Annotated in this window: 24 protein-coding genes; 10 read left to right on the forward strand and 14 right to left on the reverse strand. The window is 62.5% G+C overall.

The genetic code is table 11. The annotated features are described in order from the left end of the window. Positions 1–13: 13 nt before the first annotated feature. From ACFY9W_RS19425 to mcpP, 6 genes are all read right to left on the reverse strand, one after another. Complete coding sequence (locus tag ACFY9W_RS19425; RefSeq protein ID WP_391133248.1) at positions 14–1,465, reverse strand: heme utilization protein; 1,452 nt, start codon at positions 1,463–1,465, stop codon at positions 14–16. Positions 1,466–1,516: 51 nt separating this feature from the next. Continuing rightward, positions 1,517–2,095, reverse strand: coding sequence for an adhesin (locus tag ACFY9W_RS19430; protein WP_391133251.1), 579 nt, complete (start codon positions 2,093–2,095; stop codon positions 1,517–1,519). Position 2,096: 1 nt separating this feature from the next. Then, positions 2,097–2,537, reverse strand: coding sequence for a hypothetical protein (locus tag ACFY9W_RS19435; RefSeq protein ID WP_391133254.1), 441 nt, complete (start codon positions 2,535–2,537; stop codon positions 2,097–2,099). 298 nt (positions 2,538–2,835) lie between these two features. Then, positions 2,836–3,405, reverse strand: a complete 570-nt coding sequence (locus tag ACFY9W_RS19440) for an AAA family ATPase (RefSeq protein ID WP_391133256.1) — start codon at positions 3,403–3,405, stop codon at positions 2,836–2,838. Next, positions 3,402–3,968 carry a nicotinamide riboside transporter PnuC gene (pnuC, locus tag ACFY9W_RS19445; protein ID WP_391133259.1) on the reverse strand — a complete coding sequence of 189 codons (567 nt, stop codon included), beginning with the start codon at positions 3,966–3,968 and terminating at the stop codon, positions 3,402–3,404. Before pnuC ends, ACFY9W_RS19440 begins: the two co-directional genes overlap by 4 nt. A 114-nt stretch (positions 3,969–4,082) precedes the next feature. Next, entirely contained in the window at positions 4,083–5,717 is a 1,635-nt protein-coding gene (gene mcpP / locus ACFY9W_RS19450) for a methyl-accepting chemotaxis protein McpP (RefSeq protein ID WP_391133262.1), read from the reverse strand. Positions 5,718–6,017: 300 nt separating this feature from the next. Between mcpP and ACFY9W_RS19455 the strand changes: the two genes are divergently transcribed. Continuing rightward, positions 6,018–6,848: an undecaprenyl-diphosphate phosphatase gene (locus ACFY9W_RS19455; RefSeq protein WP_391133265.1), complete on the forward strand. Its 831-nt coding sequence runs from the start codon at positions 6,018–6,020 to the stop codon at positions 6,846–6,848. Continuing rightward, on the forward strand, positions 6,841–7,254 hold the full coding sequence (locus tag ACFY9W_RS19460) for a DUF1294 domain-containing protein (protein ID WP_391133268.1): 414 nt from the start codon (positions 6,841–6,843) through the stop codon (positions 7,252–7,254). Before ACFY9W_RS19455 ends, ACFY9W_RS19460 begins: the two co-directional genes overlap by 8 nt. Before the next feature lie 114 nt (positions 7,255–7,368). Here the strand turns inward: ACFY9W_RS19460 and ACFY9W_RS19465 are convergent, their stop codons facing one another. Together ACFY9W_RS19465 and ACFY9W_RS19470 are read right to left on the reverse strand one after the other, a co-directional pair. Beyond that, complete coding sequence (locus ACFY9W_RS19465) at positions 7,369–7,728, reverse strand: MmcQ/YjbR family DNA-binding protein (protein WP_391133271.1); 360 nt, start codon at positions 7,726–7,728, stop codon at positions 7,369–7,371. Further along, positions 7,721–8,623 (reverse strand): LysR substrate-binding domain-containing protein, encoded by a 903-nt coding sequence (locus tag ACFY9W_RS19470; protein WP_391133274.1) that lies wholly within the window; start codon positions 8,621–8,623, stop codon positions 7,721–7,723. The genes ACFY9W_RS19465 and ACFY9W_RS19470 overlap by 8 nt, the downstream gene beginning before the upstream one ends. Before the next feature lie 133 nt (positions 8,624–8,756). Between ACFY9W_RS19470 and ACFY9W_RS19475 the strand changes: the two genes are divergently transcribed. Continuing rightward, complete coding sequence (locus ACFY9W_RS19475; protein ID WP_391133277.1) at positions 8,757–9,368, forward strand: NAD(P)H-dependent oxidoreductase; 612 nt, start codon at positions 8,757–8,759, stop codon at positions 9,366–9,368. A gap of 9 nt (positions 9,369–9,377) precedes the next feature. On the opposite strand, the gene ACFY9W_RS19480 is transcribed toward ACFY9W_RS19475, so the two are convergent. Then, complete coding sequence (locus ACFY9W_RS19480) at positions 9,378–9,977, reverse strand: cupin domain-containing protein (RefSeq protein ID WP_391133280.1); 600 nt, start codon at positions 9,975–9,977, stop codon at positions 9,378–9,380. Between the two features lie 39 nt (positions 9,978–10,016). After that, on the reverse strand, positions 10,017–11,969 hold the full coding sequence (locus ACFY9W_RS19485; protein ID WP_391133283.1) for an FAD-dependent oxidoreductase: 1,953 nt from the start codon (positions 11,967–11,969) through the stop codon (positions 10,017–10,019). 177 nt (positions 11,970–12,146) lie between these two features. Here ACFY9W_RS19485 and ACFY9W_RS19490 point away from each other — a divergent pair, with 177 nt between their 5' ends. The 6 genes from ACFY9W_RS19490 (at position 12,147) to ACFY9W_RS19515 (ending at position 16,385) form a co-directional block, all read left to right on the forward strand. Next, positions 12,147–13,190, forward strand: a complete 1,044-nt coding sequence (locus tag ACFY9W_RS19490) for an extracellular solute-binding protein (RefSeq protein ID WP_391133286.1) — start codon at positions 12,147–12,149, stop codon at positions 13,188–13,190. Positions 13,191–13,223: 33 nt separating this feature from the next. Further along, positions 13,224–13,979 (forward strand): class II aldolase/adducin family protein, encoded by a 756-nt coding sequence (locus ACFY9W_RS19495; protein WP_391133289.1) that lies wholly within the window; start codon positions 13,224–13,226, stop codon positions 13,977–13,979. A 169-nt stretch (positions 13,980–14,148) separates the two neighbouring features. Further along, positions 14,149–15,033 carry an EamA family transporter gene (locus tag ACFY9W_RS19500; protein WP_391133292.1) on the forward strand — a complete coding sequence of 295 codons (885 nt, stop codon included), beginning with the start codon at positions 14,149–14,151 and terminating at the stop codon, positions 15,031–15,033. A gap of 249 nt (positions 15,034–15,282) precedes the next feature. Continuing rightward, entirely contained in the window at positions 15,283–15,603 is a 321-nt protein-coding gene (locus tag ACFY9W_RS19505; RefSeq protein WP_008098148.1) for a YbjQ family protein, read from the forward strand. 138 nt (positions 15,604–15,741) lie between these two features. Further along, positions 15,742–15,930, forward strand: coding sequence for a hypothetical protein (locus ACFY9W_RS19510; RefSeq protein ID WP_056803777.1), 189 nt, complete (start codon positions 15,742–15,744; stop codon positions 15,928–15,930). A gap of 143 nt (positions 15,931–16,073) precedes the next feature. After that, positions 16,074–16,385 carry a hypothetical protein gene (locus tag ACFY9W_RS19515; RefSeq protein WP_391133297.1) on the forward strand — a complete coding sequence of 104 codons (312 nt, stop codon included), beginning with the start codon at positions 16,074–16,076 and terminating at the stop codon, positions 16,383–16,385. Positions 16,386–16,431: 46 nt separating this feature from the next. Here the strand turns inward: ACFY9W_RS19515 and ACFY9W_RS19520 are convergent, their stop codons facing one another. Further along, positions 16,432–16,764, reverse strand: a complete 333-nt coding sequence (locus tag ACFY9W_RS19520; protein ID WP_284353762.1) for a hypothetical protein — start codon at positions 16,762–16,764, stop codon at positions 16,432–16,434. Between the two features lie 300 nt (positions 16,765–17,064). Next, on the reverse strand, positions 17,065–18,207 hold the full coding sequence (gene ampC / locus ACFY9W_RS19525; RefSeq protein ID WP_391133300.1) for a class C beta-lactamase: 1,143 nt from the start codon (positions 18,205–18,207) through the stop codon (positions 17,065–17,067). Positions 18,208–18,326: 119 nt separating this feature from the next. On the opposite strand from ampC, the gene ACFY9W_RS19530 reads away from it, so the two are divergent. Beyond that, positions 18,327–19,319: a bile acid:sodium symporter gene (locus tag ACFY9W_RS19530; protein ID WP_391133303.1), complete on the forward strand. Its 993-nt coding sequence runs from the start codon at positions 18,327–18,329 to the stop codon at positions 19,317–19,319. Positions 19,320–19,481: 162 nt separating this feature from the next. Here the strand turns inward: ACFY9W_RS19530 and ACFY9W_RS19535 are convergent, their stop codons facing one another. Beyond that, positions 19,482–20,075 carry a DUF4157 domain-containing protein gene (locus ACFY9W_RS19535; protein WP_391133306.1) on the reverse strand — a complete coding sequence of 198 codons (594 nt, stop codon included), beginning with the start codon at positions 20,073–20,075 and terminating at the stop codon, positions 19,482–19,484. Then, positions 20,062–20,625, reverse strand: coding sequence for a TetR family transcriptional regulator (locus ACFY9W_RS19540; protein ID WP_391133309.1), 564 nt, complete (start codon positions 20,623–20,625; stop codon positions 20,062–20,064). Before ACFY9W_RS19540 ends, ACFY9W_RS19535 begins: the two co-directional genes overlap by 14 nt. Positions 20,626–20,664 lie beyond the last annotated feature (39 nt).

The following is a 20,664-nucleotide window of genomic DNA, read 5'->3' on the forward strand; positions in this document are numbered from 1 at the left end:
TCAAGCGCAGCGTTTAGAACGAGGTGTTGGAGATGGCCAGCGAGTTGCTCTGCTGGTTGCCCACACCGGCTGCCACGTTCACGCCCAGGTTGCCGCTGCCACCGTTGACCGAACCGCTAAGGGTTGCAGTATTGGTAACAGGGTTGGCCCAGCCGGTCGGGGTCAGCACTTGGAAGGACACGGTATTGCTCAAGTCGTAAGCACTGCTTTCGCTGTAGCTCTTCGACACGTCGTTCGAGGATTGCTTCGATTTTTCGCCAGACTTGGAGAAGTCAGACGCCGAAGCATTCTCGTACGAAGAGTCGTGAGACTTGGTGTATGAAGAGTCCTTGGACTTGTCGTACGACGATTGATGCGACTTGTCGTAGTTGGAGTCGAAGGCTTTCTCGAACGACGAGTCGTAGGCACTTTCGTGCGACTTGTCGACCGATACATCCAGCGATGCGCTCAGCGAACCGTCGAAGGTGCTGGAGCGAGTGCGCTCGCGACGGCCATCATCGGTGGTAAGGGTACGCGTAGCGTTGGCGGCTGCATCCAGCGAAGCGTTGAGGTTGGCGCTGCTCGACGAGCTGTTGCTGCCGCTGGCTGAGCCGCTCAGGCCCCAGCTGTTGGAGCCACTGGCGCTGGAGTTGTTGGAACCACTGGCGTTCGAGCTGCTCGAACCGCTGGAGTTCCAGCCACTGGAGCCACTGGAGCTGGCGCTTTGCGAACCGGCCACGCTGAAGCTCGACGACGAGTTGCGGTCGTCGGTCGAGTTGAACGTGCCATCACGCGAGCTCGAGCCGCTGGCCGAGGTGGTGATGGTGATCGTGTCGACGCGATAGGTGCGGTCAGCCGCGTTGTTCACGATCAGGCCTGGGCCGTCCTGATTGGCGGATGCGGTGGCGGTAGCATTACCCAATGGTGCATTGGAGTTGGCAATAGCCATGGTGTTTTTCTGTTGGTTGAGGTCGCCACCGGCAATGTTGATGCCGATATTGCCCTCAGCCCCGCTGGCCGAGCCGCTCATCACAGCCGACGACTGGGTCGACCAGTTGTCGACCCGGTTGTTCCTGCTGGTTTGCTGAACGTCAGCAGTGGCATTGGCCATACCGAACACGAAGCTGTTATCCAGGCTCGAATCAGCGCCAGCATTGGCAATGGCAGCAGCGTTGTCCTGCTGGTTGCCGTTACCGGCCGCCACGTTGACGCCAACGTTCCCGCTGGAGCCTTGGCCCGAGTCGCTCATTTCGGCTTCGTTGATAGTGCCTTGGTTGGTGATGGCGTTACGGGTGCTGCTTTGGGTGTCAATAGCATCAGCCGTTGCATACACCGGTATTTTGGTTGGAGGAGGCGTGTGCTGGCCGTGATTATTGTGCCCATTGTGGTGCCCGCCACGCCGGTCGTTTTGGTCAGCTTGTACAGCAACAGCCATGACCGCAGCAATTGCGAAAACCAGAGGCTTGATTGCCATCGAGGGTTTCATGGTGATTCTCCGTACTCTATTTAGGTTAAGTGTTGTTCTTAACTGGAAGGGTCAATCCGCGACCCGGATGCTCAAGGTGTTGGCCATTCGGTTTCCCACCCCGGCACTCTGGTTCAACTGGATCACCCCACGGCTACCGGTGAAGGCCTGGTCACTTGTGGTGACCTGGCGATAGCCGGCCGGGATGTCAGTTGCTCCGGAGTTGTTGAGCAGCGCCACGTTCTGTTGCATGAGGACGCTGTCGTCGATGCTTTGCGGTTGCGCACTGAGGGTAATGCTCAGAGCGTTGGCTTGCTGGGTATTGGCACCGGCACTCTGGTTCACGCCCAGCGCCCCGCTGCCGTTGCTGAACGCGTTGCCCTGGATGGTCGAGCGGGCATCCATGGCGGGGTCTGCGGGTGTGTCCAGCCGTTGCCGGATCTGCGTGCTGGCGTTGGCTTCAGGCCCTGCGGCAATGGCGCGTGCGTTGACCTGTTGCTGTTTGTCGCCAGCGGCCTGATTGACCGAGAGGTTGCCCTGATAGCGGCTGCCGGAGTTGTTGATGTCGGCGTTATTGATGACGGGAACCAGCGACTCGGCGAAGGCCGGAGCACTGCACAGGGTGGCGAGGATCAGCAGCGTGTGCTTCATGTCACTTGCCCCCGCCGGTCAGGATCTGCAAGGGCGCAAGGCCGCGCTGCACACTTGAATTGACCATGTTCGAGATGCCGTTACCGGAGCCGCCCGTACCGCGACCGCCCGACAGGTTGGGCAACTGGTTCTGGTTACCGAGGTTGCCGCCCAGGTTGTTGGTCTGCTGGGTGATCATGTTGCTGATGCCCGCGCCGCTGCTGATGCTGGCGAAGTCGCCATCACTCAGTTCATTGGTTTGCTTGAGCACATAGGCAGAAGGGTTGGCGTTGACCGTGGTAGGACTCGGGTCGGGGATCAAGGGCGGTATGGTCGCATTGCGTACCTGCACGTCGCGCTTGATGATGATGATCCCGTTGTCCGCCTGGGCCGCAAGGCTCAGTGAGCCCAATACACAACCCACCAGCACCCAGTGATAGAGGCGTTTGTCACTCTTCCTCACGACGGCAACTCCTTCTTTGAGCGCTGGCCTTGTTCAGCGATGCGAACAACAGAGCAGAAGGTGTGCCGTTTTTGAGAAGCGCTTGCAGATCAACAGGTTAAGGTAAGGGGTTGAGAAGTTGCGGCGTTTTCTGTTTCAGCGCTGATACAGGCTGGCGGGAGTGGTGCGGGCGAAGCTGGCGCTGGCTTTGACTGGAAGGGATTTTGCAGGGGTGTTTCACTGGCTTGACACTACCCCCGGAGCGGGGGGGGAACCCCGCATTTTCGGGGGCTTTGACCCCCAAACCTGTGTCACTGGCTTAACACTCGGTCGGGCAGGATGGCGCATTGCTATCAATCAGCATGGCAACGGCCTGCAAGGCCAGCAATTGGCGCTGCGGCCAATCGCCCTCAAGTATCTGGTGCGCCTGATTGTGCCGTTTCAGCCAGGCAAGGCTGTTGTCGAAAAAGCGTTGCCGGTCCTTGATATCGGGCTGGTTGCGCTGGCCATCCGCAATCCAGTCCACGCCTTGCGGGCTTAGCAACAAATGCAGGTCGTAATGCCTTGCAAGCAAAGCCTGTTCCAGCCAGGCCGGGCAGTCATCGAACAAGGCCTGGCTCCAGAGCATGTTGCTGAGCAGGTGGGTGTCCAGGATCAACAACGGTGGGGCTTGTTCGCGGGCGCGGTCCTCCCAGGCCAGTTGGCCCCGGGCGATGGTGGGGATATCGGCGTAGCAGGTGTCGCGCCGCTCCTGGTCGATGAAGTGGCGCACGTATTCGGCCACTACCACGCCGCCGAAATGCGCCTGGATCACGCCGCTGAGCCAGCTTTTACCGCTGGACTCGGGGCCACACAGCACCAGCACCTTCATGGCGTGTTGAGCGCTCATGGCTGCACCAATGCCGGGTCACGGCGCCATTCCAGCCAACCGCGCACGGCAATCAGTGTGAGCACGGCAAAGAAGCCTGCGGTGAAATACAACTGCTGATGCAGGTACTGGCCCACATAGACGATGTCCACCACCACCCATAGTGGCCAGCATTGCAGGCGTTTCTGGGCCATCCACAGTTGCGCCACCAGGCTGAAACCGGTCAGGGTGGCGTCCAGCCAGGGCAGGGCGGCATCGGTCCAGTTGGCCATGGCCGCACCCAAGGCTGCGCTCAGCAGTACCCCGATAGCCAGGCCGGTGAACAGCGCCTGGTGTTGCAGGCGCGAAACCTGACGCGCGTCCTCAGCGTGGCCGGGGCGTTTCCATTGCCACCAGCCGTAGACTTGCAGGAGGGCGTAGGCCACTTGCAGCAGCATGCCCGAGTACAGCTTTACCTCGTAGAACAGCCAGCCATAGATCAGCACCATGACCAGGCCGATCGGCCAGCACCAGGCGTTTTGCTTGACCGTAAGCCAGACAGCGGTGACGCCGAGGACGGCGGCGATGAGTTCAAGGCCGGACATCGGCGATCCTTGGGGAGACTATCGGGGGAGGGCGCGATTGTAGCGGGTCGATGTGTTGCAGGCGAACCTTTGTAGGAGCAGCCTGGTGCTGCGAAGAGGCTGCTCCGGCAAAGGTCATACCCGGAATTGTCGCAACAGCTGCTCCAGCTCCTCGCTCAATTGCCCCAACGCCACCCCTGCATCGCTGGACTGGCGTGCCGCATCCGCGGTTTGCTGCGACAACCCGGCGGTATCCAGCACGTTGCGATTGATCTCCTCGACCACATGCGCTTGCTGCAAAGTGGCGCTGGCGATGGACGCATTCAACGCGGTGAGATTGGTCAGTGCCTGGTTGATGGCATCCAGGCTTGCACCGGCCTCGCGGGCCTGCTGGACGGTTTGACGCGAGGCTTCGCTGCTGGTGTCGATGGCCTTGACCGCGGCGTCCGACTGGCTTTGCAGGTGTGCGATCATGGTATGGATCTCGGCCGTCGACTGCGCCGTGCGCTGGGCCAGCAGGCGCACTTCGTCGGCAACAACGGCGAAGCCGCGGCCTTGCTCGCCGGCCCGTGCCGCTTCGATGGCGGCGTTCAGTGCCAGCAGGTTGGTCTGCTCGGCGATGGAGCGAATGACATCGAGTACACCGCCGATGCGCGTGCTGTGCCCCGCCAGGTCGCGGATCACCTGCACCGCCTGGTCGATGGTGAGCGACAGCCGATCGATCTGTACCAGGCTGCCATGGATGGCTTCCTGGCCATGGGCGACCTGTTGCTGCGCGGTGCGCATTTCGCCGGCGGCCTGTTCGGCAGTCTTGGCCACGTCCTGCACGGCGTAAGTCACCTCGTTCACGGCCGTGGCCACCTGGTCCATCTGTAGCGACTGCTGGGCACTGTGCTGCTGTGCCGCCCCTGCATTGTCGCCGACGTGCCCGGCGGACTGGGCCAACGAGTGGGCCGCGCCTTGCAACTGCCCGACCACCCCCTGCAGCTTGCCGTTGAAGCGGTTGAAGTGCTCGCCCAGGTGGGTGATTTCGTCACGGCCATGGGTGTCCAGGCGCCGGGTCAGGTCGCTTTCGCCGCTGGCGATGTTGCTCATTGCCTGCACGGCCTCCTGCAACGGGCGGGCGATGCTGCGGGCAATCAGCATGACCACCAGCGCCATCAGCAAGGCGATGCCCACGCCCACCAGCGAGGCGTCGCGCAACTGGCGGGCGAATTCGGCCTGCACGTCATCGACATACACACCCGAACCAATGATCCAGCCCCAGGGCTTGAACAGCTGTATGTAGGAAGTCTTGGCCACCGGCTCGCTGGCGCCGGGCTTGGGCCAGCGATAGTTGACCGGCCCGGCGCCCTGCTGGCGGGCCAAGGCGACCATTTCGTTGAACACGGCAAAGCCGTCGGGGTCGCGAATGGCCGAAAGGTCCTGGCCGTCGAGTTTGGGGTTGGCCGGATGCATGATCATCTTCGGCCCCAGGTCGTTGATCCAGAAGTAGTCGTCGTGGTCGTAGCGCAGCGCGCGTACCACTTGCAGCGCCTGTTGCTGGGCGGCATCACGGCTGAGCGTGCCGGCTGCTTCCAGCCCTTGGTAATAGGCCAGCACCCCGGCTGCGGTCTGCACGACGTGACGGGTCTTTTCGGCCTTGGCCTGGTACAGGTCACCGTGGATCTGGCGCAGCATCAACAGGCCTAGCACCACCAGCATGGCCACCGCCACCCAAAGGATCAGCCACAGGCGACGGCTGATCGACATAGATCTCAGAGTGTTCATCCAGGCGCTCCCGCATTGTTCTTTTTATTGAGGTGCATCCAAGCATGCTTTGCGACAGGCCCCCACCCGACTAATGGCTAAGTGCTATCTTCGCAAGAGTCTGCAACAGGTCGCGTCAAGCGATTGCAAAGCCGCTCTGCTAGGATTTCGGCCGCGCAAGATGAAACCTTTAGCAGGCGTGAACTTTTCTACTGGCGTTGCGCCCAACAGTCGCTGTAAAACAGCCGGGCCGCGTGCGGCAATTTCAAGCAAATCAAGAACAAGGGGCCTGCAGCAAGCAGCGCTCCATCCGGGGGAATGATGGATTTTTGGACTGCCTTCCAGGCAATCATCTTAGGTGTGGTCGAAGGGCTGACAGAGTTTCTGCCGATCTCCAGTACCGGGCACCAGATCATCGTCGCCGACCTGATCGGTTTTGGTGGCGAGCGGGCCATGGCTTTCAACATCATCATCCAGCTGGCGGCGATCCTGGCAGTGGTGTGGGAGTTTCGCAGCAAGATTTTCGAAGTGGTGTTCGGCCTGGCCAGCGAGCCCAAGGCGCGGCGTTTTACCGGTAACCTGCTGTTGGCGTTCATGCCGGCGGTGGTGCTGGGCGTGCTGTTCGCCGACCTGATTCACGAGTACCTGTTCAACCCGATTACCGTGGCGGCGGCACTGGTGGTGGGTGGCATCATCATGCTCTGGGCCGAGCGTCGCGAGCACCGCGTGCAGGTGGACCACGTGGACGACATGCGCTGGAGCCATGCGCTGAAGATCGGTTTTGTCCAGTGCCTGGCCATGATCCCGGGTACTTCGCGCTCCGGATCGACCATTATCGGTGGCCTGCTGTTCGGCCTGTCGCGCAAGGCAGCGACCGAGTTCTCGTTCTTCCTGGCGATGCCGACGATGGTCGGTGCGGCGGTGTATTCGGGCTACAAGTACCGTGACCTGTTCCAGCCCGGCGACCTGCCGGTATTTGCCATTGGTTTCGTGACGTCGTTCATCTTTGCCATGATTGCCGTGCGTGCGTTGCTCAAGTTCATTGCCAATCACAGCTACGCGGCGTTTGCCTGGTACCGCATTGTGTTCGGCCTGCTGATTCTGGCGACCTGGCAGTTCGGCTGGGTGGACTGGTCGACCGCCCATGGCTGAGGCGCTGCGTGAGCAACGGGTTGAGGGCGTGCGTAACGCGCGGCTGAAACTGCTGTTGTTGGCGGTGTTGTGCCTGCTGCCTTTATTGGGCGCGGCGCGCATGGCGTGGAACGACCAGGCCTGGTGGCCGCTGGCGCTGTACCCGGCGATGAGCCTGATCAGTTTGCTGCTGTATTGGCAGGATAAACAGCAGGCGCGTACCCAGGCCTGGCGCACGCCCGAGAAAGTGCTGCATGCCAGCGAGCTGTTGGGCGGCTGGCCCGGGGCGCTGGTGGCGCAGCAGGTGTTTCGGCACAAGACCCGCAAGGTGTCTTACCAGCTGGTGTTCTGGGGGATTGTGCTGGTGCATCAGGTGTTCTGGGCGGACTGGCTGTTTTTTGCAGGGCGCTACCTGCCTTTTGGTTGATGCGTGGCTGTACCGGCCTCTTCGCGAGTAAACCCACAGGGGTATCACATCCCTTGAAGCCTGTATTGTACCTGTGGGAGCGGGCTTGCCCGCGAAGAGGCCGGTACAGGCTGCCTAGATCACCAATCCCACCTGCAAGCGCTTCGGCAGCCGGCGCACCACCAGCTGGTGCGAGCGCTGCAACACATCACACAGCTCATCACGCCCCATGGGGTAGGGCAGCGCCATGCTGATCCATTTTGCCCGCGGCAGATACGGCGCAGGCCGCACCCCAGGGCGGTCGCAATAGCCGAGAAACAGCTCATCGGCCACCTTGAATGACAACCCCGCACCGGCCAGGTCGAGCACCGCGAACATCTTGTTGCCGGCTACCGAAAACACCCGGATTCCGCCCCATTTGTAGTCCTCCCGCGCACCCGGCAGGCTCAGGCAAAACGCTGCCACTTCGGCTTCGCTCATTTTCCTTTCAGACATACCGCTCTCCACAGGCCTCGAATGATGCCGCCAGGTGATCGATCCATACCCGCACGGCAGGCAGTACACCCCGCCGGTGCGGGTACACCGCCTGCAAGTACCCGCCTGGCAGTGACCAGTCTGGCAGCAGGCGCACCAGTTCGCCGCGCTCCAGCTCTTCCTCGCAAAACATGCTGGGCAGGGCAGTGAAGCCGAGGCCAGCCCGTACAGCAGCATTACGTACCACGAAATCGTCAATGGCCAAGCGCGGTTCCAGGGCGATTTCCTGTTGCTTGCCATGGGGGCCGAACAAGCGGAAGTGCACCAACCGGTCCGCCTCAGCGGCGCCCAGTACGGGTAGTGAAGCGAGCTCAGCCGGTTCACGGATGTGGTCGGCGAAACCGGGCGCGGCCACCAGTTGCATCTGTGCCTGGCGCAAGCGGCGGGTAACCAGGGCTGGGTCTTCGTCACCCAGGTCACGCACCCGCAGCGCCACATCGATGCCTTCAGAAATCAGGTCGACCCGGCGGTTGAGCAGCACCATGTCCAGTTGCACCAGCGGGTACTGCGCAAGAAAGCGGCTGATCACATCCGGCAGGAAGGCATGGGCCAGCGCCACCGGGCAAGACACCCGCAAACGCCCGCGCGGTTCGCTGCTCATGCTGGCCACGGCTTCATCAGCGGCTTCGGCTTCCAGTAGCATGGCTTGGCAGTGGTGCAGGTAGCGCTCGCCAACCGCCGTGAGTTTCAGCTGCCGTGTAGTACGTTGCAGCAGGCGGGTGCCCAAGCGCTCTTCCAGCTCGGCAATGCGCCGAGACAGGCGTGACTTGGGGATGCCCAGCTGGCGCCCGGCGGCGGCGAAGCCCCCGGCTTCGACCACGCGGGCAAAGTAGAAAAGGTCGTTAAGGTCTTGCATGGGAATGTCTCACTGTTCCACCTGTGGGACAAACTAACGCATTTTTGCCTGCTTATCAGCCATTGCTCATCCCGGTAGGATTCTCCCCATCGTGATCGCTTGACACCGCGGTCTTCAATCACAGGAGATTCCTATGAAACTGTTGCACATCGATTCCAGCATCCTGGGCGACAACTCCGCCTCCCGCCAGCTGAGCCGCGAAGTGGTTGAGGCCTGGAAAGCCGCTGATCCGAGCGTGGACGTGGTGTACCGCGATCTGGCCGCCGACGCCATTGCCCACTTCTCTGCCGCCACCCTGGTCGCGGCAGGCACCCCCGAAGACATACGTGATGCAGCCCAGGCCTTTGAGGCCAAGCTGAGCGCTGAAACCCTCGCAGAGTTTCTGGCCGCTGATGCCGTGGTAATCGGTGCGCCGATGTACAACTTCACCGTGCCGACCCAGCTCAAGGCCTGGATCGACCGCATTGCCGTCGCCGGCCAGACCTTCCGCTACACCGAAGCGGGCCCGGAAGGCCTGTGCGGCAACAAGAAAGTGGTGCTGGTGTCCACCGCAGGTGGCCTGCACGCTGGCCAGCCGACTGGCGCCGGGCATGAAGACTTCCTCAAGGTATTCCTCGGCTTCATCGGTATCACCGACCTGGAAATCGTCCGCGCCCATGGCCTGGCCTATGGCCTTGAGCAGCGCAGCCAGGCGATTGATGCTGCCCAGGCGCAGATTGCCAACGAGCTGTTTGCTGCTGCCTGATCCTGCAACTCAGAATGTTGGCGGCGTAATTACCCAGATCACTACGGCATCCACTTCACCGGGGTTGCCGTAGCGGTGGGGTTCCTGGCTGGAAAAGCTGAAACTGTCGCCTTCACCCAGCTGAAAATGCCGCTCGCCCACCCACAGCTCGAAGCTGCCGCTGAGAATGTAGCCGGCTTCTTCGCCTTCATGGCTGTAGCTTTGCTGGCTGTAGGTGCCAGGCGGGAAGCGTGAGTGCAGGACCTCCAGCTGGCGGTTGGGCTGGGGCGTGAGCAGCTGATCGACGATGCCATCCTCGTAATGCACGCTCAGGCGGCTGTTGCGCCGCACCACATAGCCCTGATCCTCGGGTGCGGTGGTGGCCTCACTGGCGAAGAACCACTGGATGGTCACGCCCAGGCTGCGGGCGATGTTGAACAGCGCCGGGATCGACGGATAGGAAAGGTTGCGCTCCAGTTGGCTGATGTAGCCCGCGGTCAGTTCACTGTGCGCGGCCAGCTCCGCCAGGGTCATGCCGCGGCGCTTGCGCAGGCCGCGGATGCGGGTGCCCAGGAACTGCGGCGCAGGGCCCCCGGTTTCGCTGGCGGGGGGCTGGGGGAGTTGGCTCATGCACGTCGGTCCATCGTAAAAGCCGCAGTATGTACAGCCTCAGAGCGACCAGGCAACCGTCAGGCCGTCGTGAATTGCTTCTTCAGCGGTGCGCGGCGCCAGGCAGTCGCCAACGCGGCGCACTTCTACCAGGCCCGCCAGCTCGCTGGCCAGGCTGTCCTCCGGTTGATGCCCCAGGCACAACACCAGGGTGTCGATACCCTCGAAGATCATCGGCTCGCCGCTGGCAGTGTGCTGCAAGTACACCGTATTGTCGTCGCTGCCATACAGGCGTGCATACGGGGTGATCGGGATGCCCAGGCGATGCAGCTCGCCGGCCAGCTGGTCACGTACATACAGCGGCAGGCTCTCGCCGCAATGGGTGCCGTTGACCGCAAGCTGTACCTGATGCCCTTCGCGCACCAGGCGTTCGGCAATACCGGGGCCGATCCAGTCGCAACGCCAGTCGATCACCAGCACCGAACGCCCCAGCTTCACGTCATTGCGCAGTACTTGCCAGGCGTCGATCACTTGCAGCTCACCGGTGCGCTCGAACGCCGGCCAGTAGGGGGTGGCACCAGTGGCGGCGATGACCAGGTCGGGGCGTTCGCGCTCGACCAGGGCGCGGTCCACCCGTGTATTGCGGACAACTTCCACACCGGCCAAGGCCATTTCCCGTTGCAGGTTGGTGCTGGCGCCGCCGAACTCGCTGCGCCGTGGCAGTAGCTGGGCAAGCAGCACCTGGCCACCGAGCTGAGGGCCGGCCTCGTACAGCGTGACCTTATGCCCACGTGCCGCGGCCACGGCGGCGGCCTTCATGCCGGCGGGGCCGCCACCGGCCACGAGGATGCGTTTGGGCGTGGTGGTGGGCGTTAGCTGGCCGTATTGCAACTCGCGACCGGTTTCGGGCCGCTGGATGCAGGAAATGGCCAGGCCGCGATGGAAATGGCCGATGCAGGCCTGGTTGCAGGCGATGCAGGCGCGCACGTCCTCGACCTGGCCGCGCTCGGTCTTGCTCGGCATCAGCGGGTCGCAGATCAGTGCACGGGTCATGCCGCAGACATCGGCCTGGCCGCGGGCCAGGATTAGTTCGGCTTCCTGAGGCTGGTTGATGCGCCCGGTCACGAACAGCGGGATATCCAGTTGCTGCTTGAAGGTGGCAGCCTCCCGGGCCAGGTAGGCCGGCTCGATGGCCATGGGCGGAACGATATGCACCGCACCCCCCAGGGAGGCCGAGGTGCCGGCGACGATGTGCAGGTAGTCCAGCTGGCTTTGCAGGGCTACCGCTGCGGCCAGCGATTCGTCCTCGCTCAGCCCTTGGTCGTCGCGTTCGTCGGCACTGATGCGCAGGCCGATGATGAACTGCTCGTCGGTGGCGGCGCGCACGGCGGCCAGCACCTCACGCAGGAACCTCAGGCGCTGTTCCAGTTCGCCGTTGTAGCCGTCGCTGCGCAAGTTCACCCGCGGGTTGAGGAACTGCGCAGGCAGGTAGCCGTGGCTTGCCACCACCTCGACCCCATCCAGCCCGGCCTGATGCAGGCGCCGGGCGGCGCTGGCGTAGCCCTGGACGATTTCGTCGATCATCGCCTGGTCCAGCGCGCGTGGCATTACCCGGAAGCGTTCGTTGGGCACCGCCGATGCGGAGTAGGCCACCGCCAGCAGCCCGTCTGCCGACTCCATGATCTCCCGCCCGGGGTGAAACAGTTGCGACAGCACCACGGTGCCGTGCGCATGGCAGGCCTCGGCAAGCTGGCGGTAGCCGTCAATGCAGGCATCGTGGGTAGCCATCAGCACATGAGAGGTGTAACGGGCGCTGTCATGCACCCCGGCAACTTGCAGCACGATCAGGCCAACGCCGCCGGCTGCGCGGTCGCGCTGGTAGGCGATCAGTTTGTCGTTGACCAGATTTTCGGTGGGCAGGCAGGTGTCGTGGCCGGTGGACATGATGCGGTTCTTCAGGCGTTTGCCGCGGATCTGCAAGGCTTCGAACAGGTGAGGGAAGGCGGTCTGCATACAGGCGGCTCCGGTACGGTGTTGTTCTTGTTTTGTTTATGAAAGTGTAGCTACAGTAAAAAATCAACTTGTTTTTTAACTGGTGCGCGACTAGCTTCTGTTCACCCTCACAGCGAGGGCGTGACCTCACAACAACAAGAAATCGGGCCCTTCGGGCACCGACAGGAGGCAACTACGATGCAGGTATTCCCACGGGTGAATGGCCTTTGCGCGGCATTGCTCGCGCTTGGCCTGGGCTGTGCGCAAGCCGCGCCAGAGATGGTTGTAGTCGCTTATGGCGGCGCGGGTCAGAAGGCCCAGGATGAGGCGATTTTCAAGCCGTTCAGTGCGCAGGACGGCAGCAAGCTGATCCAGAGCGAATACAACGGTGAGATGGCGCGCATCCAGGTCATGGCCGACACCGGCAATGTCGACTGGGACGTGGTGCAGATCGAAGGCCCGGACCTGATGCGCGGCTGTGACGAGGGTGTGTACGAGCACCTGGACTGGCAGCGCCTGGGCCACGCCGCCGAACTGATCCCCGATGCAGCACAGGACTGCGGTTCGGCTGCGTTGGTGTGGAGCGTGGCCATTGCCTATGACCGCAACAAGCTGGCCCAGGCACCCACTTCGTGGGCCGACTTCTGGGACGTGAACAAGTACCCGGGCAAGCGCGGCCTGCGCAAACGTGCGGTGTACAACCTGGAGTTCGCCCTGCTGGCCGATGGGGTCAAGGTCGAGGATGTCTACCAGGTATTGTCGACGCCAGCCGGGGTTGAGCGTGCCTTCGCCAAATTGAGCGAACTCAAGCCCTACATCCAGTGGTGGGACGCGGGGGCCCAGCCGGCGCAATGGCTGACCGCCGGCGACGTTGTAATGACCTCCACCTACAGCGGGCGCATCGCGGTGGCGGCGCAGCAGGGCAGCCCGCTGGCAGTGGTCTGGCCCGGCAGCCTGTATGGCATGGATTACTGGGCAATCATCAAAGGCTCGCGGCATGTCGACCAGGCCAAGCGGCTGATCGCCTATGCCAACCAGCCCGATACCCAGCTGCGTTATGTGCAGCAGATTCCCTATGGGCCAACCAACATCCAGGCTGCTGCCAGGCTCGACCCGGCCTTGGCCAGCTGGGTGCCTACTTCACCGCAGAACCTGCAAGGGGCGCTGGCAATGAATGTGGCGTTCTGGGTGGACCATGGCGAAGAACTGGAGCAACGTTTCAATGCCTGGGCGACCAAGTAGTCTCTCGCCACTTCATTTACAGGGGCAACAACCATGACCGCAATGGAACAGCGTTTGCGCCAGGAGCTGGCAGCCTGTTATCGGTTGATCGCGCACTTTCGCATGAGCGACCTGATCTTCACTCATATATCCCTGCGCTTGCCTGGGCCGGAGCATCACTTCCTGATCAACCCGTACGGCCTGCTGTTCGACGAGATCACGGCCTCCAGCCTGGTAAAAATCGACTTGCAGGGCAGGCCGGTGGAGCCGACCGCGCACCCGGTCAACCCGGCCGGGTTCGTGATTCACAGCGCCATTCATGCCGCCCGCGAAGATGCCCAGTGCGTGCTGCACACGCATACGCGCGCAGGTTGCGCAGTGGCGGCGCTGGAGTGCGGGCTGCTGCCGGTCAACCAGATGTCCATGGAGTTTTACGGCAAGGTGGCTTACCACGCCTACGAAGGTATCGCGCTGGATATGGATGAGCAGCAGCGGCTGGTGGCCGACCTGGGCGACAAGCCGGTCATGATCCTGCGCAACCATGGCCTGCTGACCACCGGCCGCAGCGTGGCCGAAGCGTTCCTGCGCATGTACTACCTGAAGAAGGCCTGTGAGATCCAGTTGGCGGCGCAGAGTGCCGGGCAACTGGTTCTGCCACCCCAGGCGGTGTGCGCACATACCGAGCGACAGTTCAACGAGCCGGGCAGGGGGTTGAAGCAGGGGGAACTGGCGGACCCGGATGCGCTGCAACTGGCCTGGGCAGCGCTGTTGCGGATGCTGGAAAAGGTAGCGCCTGGCTACCGGGATTGACACGCTTTGCAAAACCGCACGGCCGCTTCTACAGGGCCGTGTAGCCGCTCATACGATAACAGTTGCACTGTTGCGCAACCCTCGGTCTCAACTGTACTGCTGCATGCCAAAGGAATAGCCTTATGCTGTAACGAAATATGTCTAGAAAAGCCTGAAGAAGGAAGCCGCAATGCCGCTCAAGGACCTGCTCATCGCCCTGGTGGTGATTGTCGCCTGGGGAGTCAACTTCGTGGTCATCAAGGTTGGCCTCGACGGCCTGCCGCCGATGCTGCTGGGGGCGCTGCGCTTCTTGTTGGTGGCGTTCCCGGCGATCTTGCTGGTCAAGCGGCCCAAACTGCCGTGGCGCTGGTTGATCGCCTACGGTGCGACGATATCGCTGGGTCAGTTCGCCTTCCTGTTCCAGGCCATGTACAGCGGCATGCCACCGGGGCTTGCCTCGTTGATTCTGCAGTCGCAAGCATTCTTCACCCTGGGCTTCGCCGCGTTGTTCCTCGGTGAGCGGTTGCGCCTGGCCAGCGTACTGGGGCTGCTGGTGGCCGCCAGCGGCCTGGCGTTGATCGGCAGTGAAGATGGCGGCCATGTGCCCATGCTGGCGCTGGTGCTGACCCTGTGCGGTGGTGCCATGTGGGGCTTGGGCAACATCATCACCCGGCGTTTTGGTTCGGTCGACCTGGTGGCGCTGGTGATCTGGGGGGGGCTGATTCCACCACTGCCGTTCCTGGCGTTGTCCTGGTGGCTGGAAGGGCCTGAGCGTATTGGCCATGCGCTGGCCAACATCAGCTGGAGCTCGGTGCTGGCCCTGGCGTATCTGGCCTTTGTCGCCACCATGCTCGGCTACAGCCTGTGGAGCAAGCTGCTGTCGCGCCACCCGGCTGGCAAAGTGGCGCCGTTCTCGCTGCTGGTGCCGGTGATTGGCTTGAGTTCGTCGGCGCTGCTACTGGGTGAGCGCCTTACCGCAACCCAGGGCTGGGGTGCCCTGCTGGTGATGGCGGGGTTGCTGGTGAACGTGTTCGGTGCGCGTATTGGCCAACGGTTTCGCGCGGCCAATGCATGATTTGATGAGTCTGCAACGCCTTGCGCGGTCACTGTGGGAGCGGGCATGCCCGCGAAACAGGCGACGCAGTGGATGGCACCGGCTTTGCCGGTGTTCGCGGGCGCGCCCGCTCCCACAGGGATTGTGCGAGCTTGAAGATTGTGAATAAGACAGTTGCTCCCACAGGGATTGCGGTCAACCAGCGGCTCTGTGGGGTGGCTTGCGCTCTGTTAGAATCGGCCTCTTTTGCCAGGCCAATGGAGCGCTTTCATGATCATTTCCACCACCAGCCAGCTCGAAGGCCGCCCGATTGCCGAGTACCTGGGCGTGGTCAGCTCCGAATCGGTGCAGGGTATCAACTTCGTGCGCGATTTCTTTGCACGGTTTCGTGATTTCTTTGGTGGCCGCTCGCAAACGCTGGAGAGCGCCCTGCGCGAGGCCCGCGAGCAGGCCACCGAAGAACTCAAGGCGCGGGCACGTCAGTTGCATGCCGATGCGGTAGTGGGTGTGGATTTCGAGATCAGCATGCCGTCGGTGCAGGGCGGCATGGTCGTGGTATTTGCCACCGGCACGGCAGTGCGTTTGAAGTAGAGCAGTCTGCCACTGGTCGGCTGTCGGGCGCTTGCCCGGGCAGTCTGCAAATGACCGGCTAGTCTCACTTTCACAGGCCGCGTTTTCTTGGCAGCTTTTCTGGCTGCTGGCGCGTCCGCCACTGGAGGGAGACAGGGCATGAGCGAATCCTTTTTCGAAGACCTGAATGACGCGTTCCCGATCAACAGCCAGGTGCGTTGTGGCCAGGCGGCCTACCGTCTGGGCTTCGCCCATATGACGCTGGATGATTCCGAACAACTTCAGCCTGCACACCTGCAGCGCAGTAAAAAAGGCCGTTTCATGCCGCGGGTTCCGCTGAAGAAGTGAACCTGCATCCAGCTCAAGACCCCGCCCGATGGCGGGGTTTTTATTGCGCTTTGTTGATCCGCCTCATGGCATTGCCGGGTAGCACTCGCCGGCTGGCCGAGGTTGTGCTTTTCTGGTGGGGCATTCCAGTAACGGAGGATTGAATGCTCATGCGAGTCAGGGAACAGACCTATTGGCAGTGGGCCGACGCCCAGTTGCATATCCGCAGCCACGACGAAGCCCTCAGTGACGGTACCACGCTGGATGTGCAGGTACGCCTGTCACGCCTGGGGGCGACCCAGCTGTTTCTGGGGTTGTATGCCGAGGATGGCCGCGCAATGCTGGAGGAATACTACCCGGCCCGCCCCGGGGAGACCATGACCCGCGCCCTGGTATGGGGTGTCGACCGTGCCCGGGCCATGGCAACCGGAGCCTTGCCTTTGCCGCAAACCCGCAGCCACCGGCGCCAGGCATGAAAAAGCCCGGCCAAAGTGGGCCGGGCTCAGATAAAGGCGGGAACCCTCAGTTAAGCGGTTCGATCACCTTGACTGCCTGCTGCTCACGGGCAGCGGGCCATTCTTGTTGCAGGGTCTGCAGCACGCGGCCAACGAACTCGGTGTCGGCGGCGGCCTTCTTGCCGACGTAGCCCTGGCCACGGCGGTAGACCTTGAAGCGGGCACGCATGCTGGGCAGGTGCTCTTCAAATTCATCTTCGATAGTGTTCGGTGGCAGGCGGTCGAGCCGCACCTCACCGGTTTGGCTGACCCACAGCAAGTGGTCGTCAAGGCTGTCCTTGCGTACGGCAAACAGCTGCGCCAGTTGATCGATGGTCGGATTGTTGTTCAAGTTCATCATAAAGCCCCCATTACCCATTCGTAGGTGATTTTCACAGTTGGCGCTACCACGGTGTAGCGCACTACCAAGGCTGCTACAGCAGCATCGCAACAGGGGCTTTCTCACGCTGCCTTTTGGACAGTTCCCTCTCCACGGACGGCCTGCGTTACCGCGCAAGCCGTCTGGAACACCCTTGCCACCGCTCCCGATCAGGGAGACGGCTTCATCATGCACAAGGCCGATGAGCGGCGTCAATCATTTTGTAGTGAATATTTTTTGGCACTACATTTTTGTCATTTTGTTCGACAATCGCTGCTCCCGCTACAGCCCGGACAGTATTTCGAAGGCGGCGCGGACCCGCGCTTCGTTCGGGTAATTTCGGTTAGCCAGCAACACGACAGCCAGTTGCTCAGAGGGCACAAACGCGGCGTAGGCACCGAAGCCGTTGGTTGAACCGGTCTTGTTGTACCAGGCGGCCGCTTGTGCCGGCAGGGCCGGTTGCAAGCGCGTGGTTGCCTGCGGTTCACGGATCAGCCGCGGGCTGTTGCCATCGACCAGGGTAGCCAGCGTGACAGGGTAGGGGTAGCGCTCCCAACCCAGGCCCTGGGTCATGGCGCCGACCTGGAAATAGCCCTGTCGGGTGATCTCGGTGGCTTTGACCAGCGCCGGTGGCAGGCCCTGTGGCTGCATGTTCAGGCGCACGTAGCGCAGCAGGTCGCTGGCGCTGGTCTTGATGCCGTAGGCCTCGTCGGCGTAGGGGCCGGGGCCGACGCGCACCGGCTTGTCGGCGGCGTCGTAGCCTTGGGCATAAAGCCCCTGAGCGCTGGCCGGGACATGCAGGTAGGTGGTTGCCAGGCCCATTTTCGCCAGCAGGCCGTCGGTCATCAGCGTGGAAAACGGTTGATCCTGTGCGCGTGCGGCCAGGTCGCCGAACAAGCCAAGGCTGGGGTTGGAGTAGCAGCGCTGGGTGCCGGGCTTGGCGCGGGGTTGCCAGTGGCGGAAGAAGTCGACGACCTGTTGCGGGGTCTGTACTTCGTCAGGGAACTGCAACGGCAGGCAATCTGCACTGTAGGCGCCCAGGTCCAGCACGCTGGCGTCACCGAGGGGCGTTCCGGCCAGTGCCGGGTGATAGCGCTTGGCCTGGGCCGCGAGGTCCAGCTTGCCCTCGGCACTGGCCAGCGCGGCAAGTGTGGCTGTGTAGGTCTTGCTCAGCGAACCGATCTCGAACAGCGTGTCTCGGCTTACCGGTACGTTGTCGTCTTTGCTGGCCACGCCGTAGCTGAAGTAGTGCGCGTGGTCGCGGGCATAGATCGCCACGGCCATGCCGCTGATGCCTTGCTCCTGCATCAGCGGGCGGATGATACCGTCTACCTTGGCTTGCAGCTGGTCGTCGGCCTGGGCGCTGGCATGGCCAAGCGCAAGGGTGATGGCAGCCGCAAGCGCGGCCAGGCGAGAGAGGGGCATGGAAGGGTCCTTTTGTGGAACGTGTCCGTTGAGCGATACCGGTGGGGGTTCCGGCGTTAGCGGTAAAAAGCCGAAGACCTTATCGTCTGCCCTTGCACAATGACAAGATGGACACAGTGATGAAGTATTTGCGCATGTTATTCGACAATTTCACCCTGGCCTTGCTCGGGGTGGTTCTGATCGCCACCGTGCTGCCTTGCTCGGGCGACGGCGCGGTCTATTTTGGCTGGCTGACCAACCTCGCCATCGGCCTGCTGTTCTTCCTGCATGGTGCCAAGCTTTCGCGTGAGGCGATCATTGCCGGTGCCGGGCACTGGCGCCTGCACTTGCTGGTGTTTTCCTGCACGTTCGCGCTGTTCCCGCTGCTGGGCCTGGCGTTCAAGCCGCTGTTCCTGCCGCTGGTGGGTAACGAGCTGTACCTGGGTGTGCTCTACCTGTGCGCCTTGCCGGCCACCGTGCAGTCGGCCATCGCCTTCACCTCGCTGGCCCGTGGTAATGTGCCGGCGGCCATTTGCAGCGCAGCCGCGTCCAGCCTGCTGGGCATCTTCCTGACCCCTTTGCTGGTGATGATGTTGCTGGGCGCCAGTGGTGACACGGGTTCTGGTCTGGATGCCGTGCTGAAGATCACCCTGCAGCTGCTGGTACCGTTCGTTGCCGGGCAGATTGCACGGCGCTGGATTGGTGCCTGGGTCAAGCGCAATGCGCGCTGGCTCAAGGTAGTGGACCAGGGCTCGATCCTGTTGGTGGTGTACACCGCCTTCAGCGAAGCCGTGGTCACCGGGTTGTGGCACACAGTATCGCCGCAGCACCTGGCCGGGTTGTTCGCCGTATGCGGGATTCTGCTGGCGGTGGTGCTGTTCGGCACTCGTGTGCTTGGCAAGCTGCTGGGCTTTGACCTTGAAGACCGTATCACCATCCTGTTTGCCGGCTCCAAGAAAAGCCTGGCTACCGGGGTGCCCATGGCCCAGGTGCTGTTCGTGGGCAGTGGTATTGGCGCGATGATCCTGCCGCTGATGCTGTTCCACCAGATCCAGCTGATGGTCTGTGCAGTGTTGGCGCAGCGCTATGCCAGCCGTGAACAGGTGGCTGAAGAGGCTTCGGCGGCGTCCTGACAATCTCTTCGAGGCAGTTGCAATTCGTGTGGGAGCGGCCTTGTGTCGCGAAAGGGCCGCAGAGCGGCCCCAGCAAACTGCGCTGCGAAGCTGGAAATCGGGGCTGCTTTGCAGCCCTTTCGCGACGTAAGGCCGCTCCCACAGAGCAGTGCGTCGCTTCTGCTATCGAGCCTGCCCAGAAGCGCGTTCGCGCAAGGCCTTGCCCACCTCCGCCTCGATTTTGTAGGCCGGCCCCTCCAGCGCGTCATAGTCGCGCGTATAGCGCCGGGCAAATTCCTCCACGCCCAGTTCCTGATACTGCTGCACATGCTTCAACTCGTGCGCCCACAAGGCCACGTTGTCTTCGGCATCGCCCGCCCGGCGGAAAATGATCGTATCGATCAGCGTCACGGCATTCACGTCGGGGTTTTGCAGCAGCGCATTGGCTGCGCTCATCTGCTGCTCGTCACCTACCCGGAAGCGGGCTGCGTCGAGCACGGCAAAGTCGTACCAGGCTTCGAGCTGCGCGCGGATGTGAAGCGGTATGGGCTGCACGCCGCTGGCGGTGGCCTCGTCCCTGGCCTGGCGCAAGGCGAATGTCAGGCTGGACGACGCCATGACTTCTACATCCTTCAGAATCTGGCCGGCCTGGCCAGGGTCGATCGGCGCACAGAAACAACCCATGAGGCACACCTGGTACTGCCCTGGCGGACAAGCTTGTTCGGCGAATGCAGGTAATGCCAGCAGCAACCCCAGCGCTGCACTAATCCACTTCATGCAAGGCCTTTTCGACAAACTGGCGGCTCGCATCCAGCACCTGCGACTGCACTGTTTCAGTGGCCAGCATGCGGCCGACCATCAACGCACCGACGCACTGGCTGATCAGCACCCAGGCCAGTTGCTCATCCTCCAGTGTTGCGCTCCAGGCCTGGTGCAGTTCGACCAGCCAATGTTCGGCCTCTTCGCGCACCGGCGCTGGAGCCCTGGCGATTTCCACCCCCAACGGCGGTAGCGGGCAGCCACCTTCGGCGTTGTGCAAGTGGGCCAGGCTCAGGTACTGCTGCAGGCAGCGACCCAGGCGTTCACGGCTGGCACCTTGGTTGGCCAGGCGCGCCAGTGGGCTGTTGCACAGTTCTTGTCGCACGACTTCGGTGAACAGGTCGTCCTTTGATGGGAAGTGGTTGTAAAAGGCGCCGCCGGTCAGGCCGATCGCCTTCATCAGCCCGGCCACACCGGTGCTGGAAAAGCCCCCGCGCTTGGCCAGCGCGCCGCTACTGCTCAGCAACCGTTCGCGGGTCTGTTGCTTGTGTTCGTTGGAATAACGCATTCACTTGCCTCTGCAGGCGGGCTTGACGATGACGGGGAT

Origin of the sequence: Pseudomonas sp. NPDC008258 (assembly GCF_042956345.1) — a bacterium.
Classification (GTDB): Bacteria; Pseudomonadota; Gammaproteobacteria; order Pseudomonadales; family Pseudomonadaceae; genus Aquipseudomonas.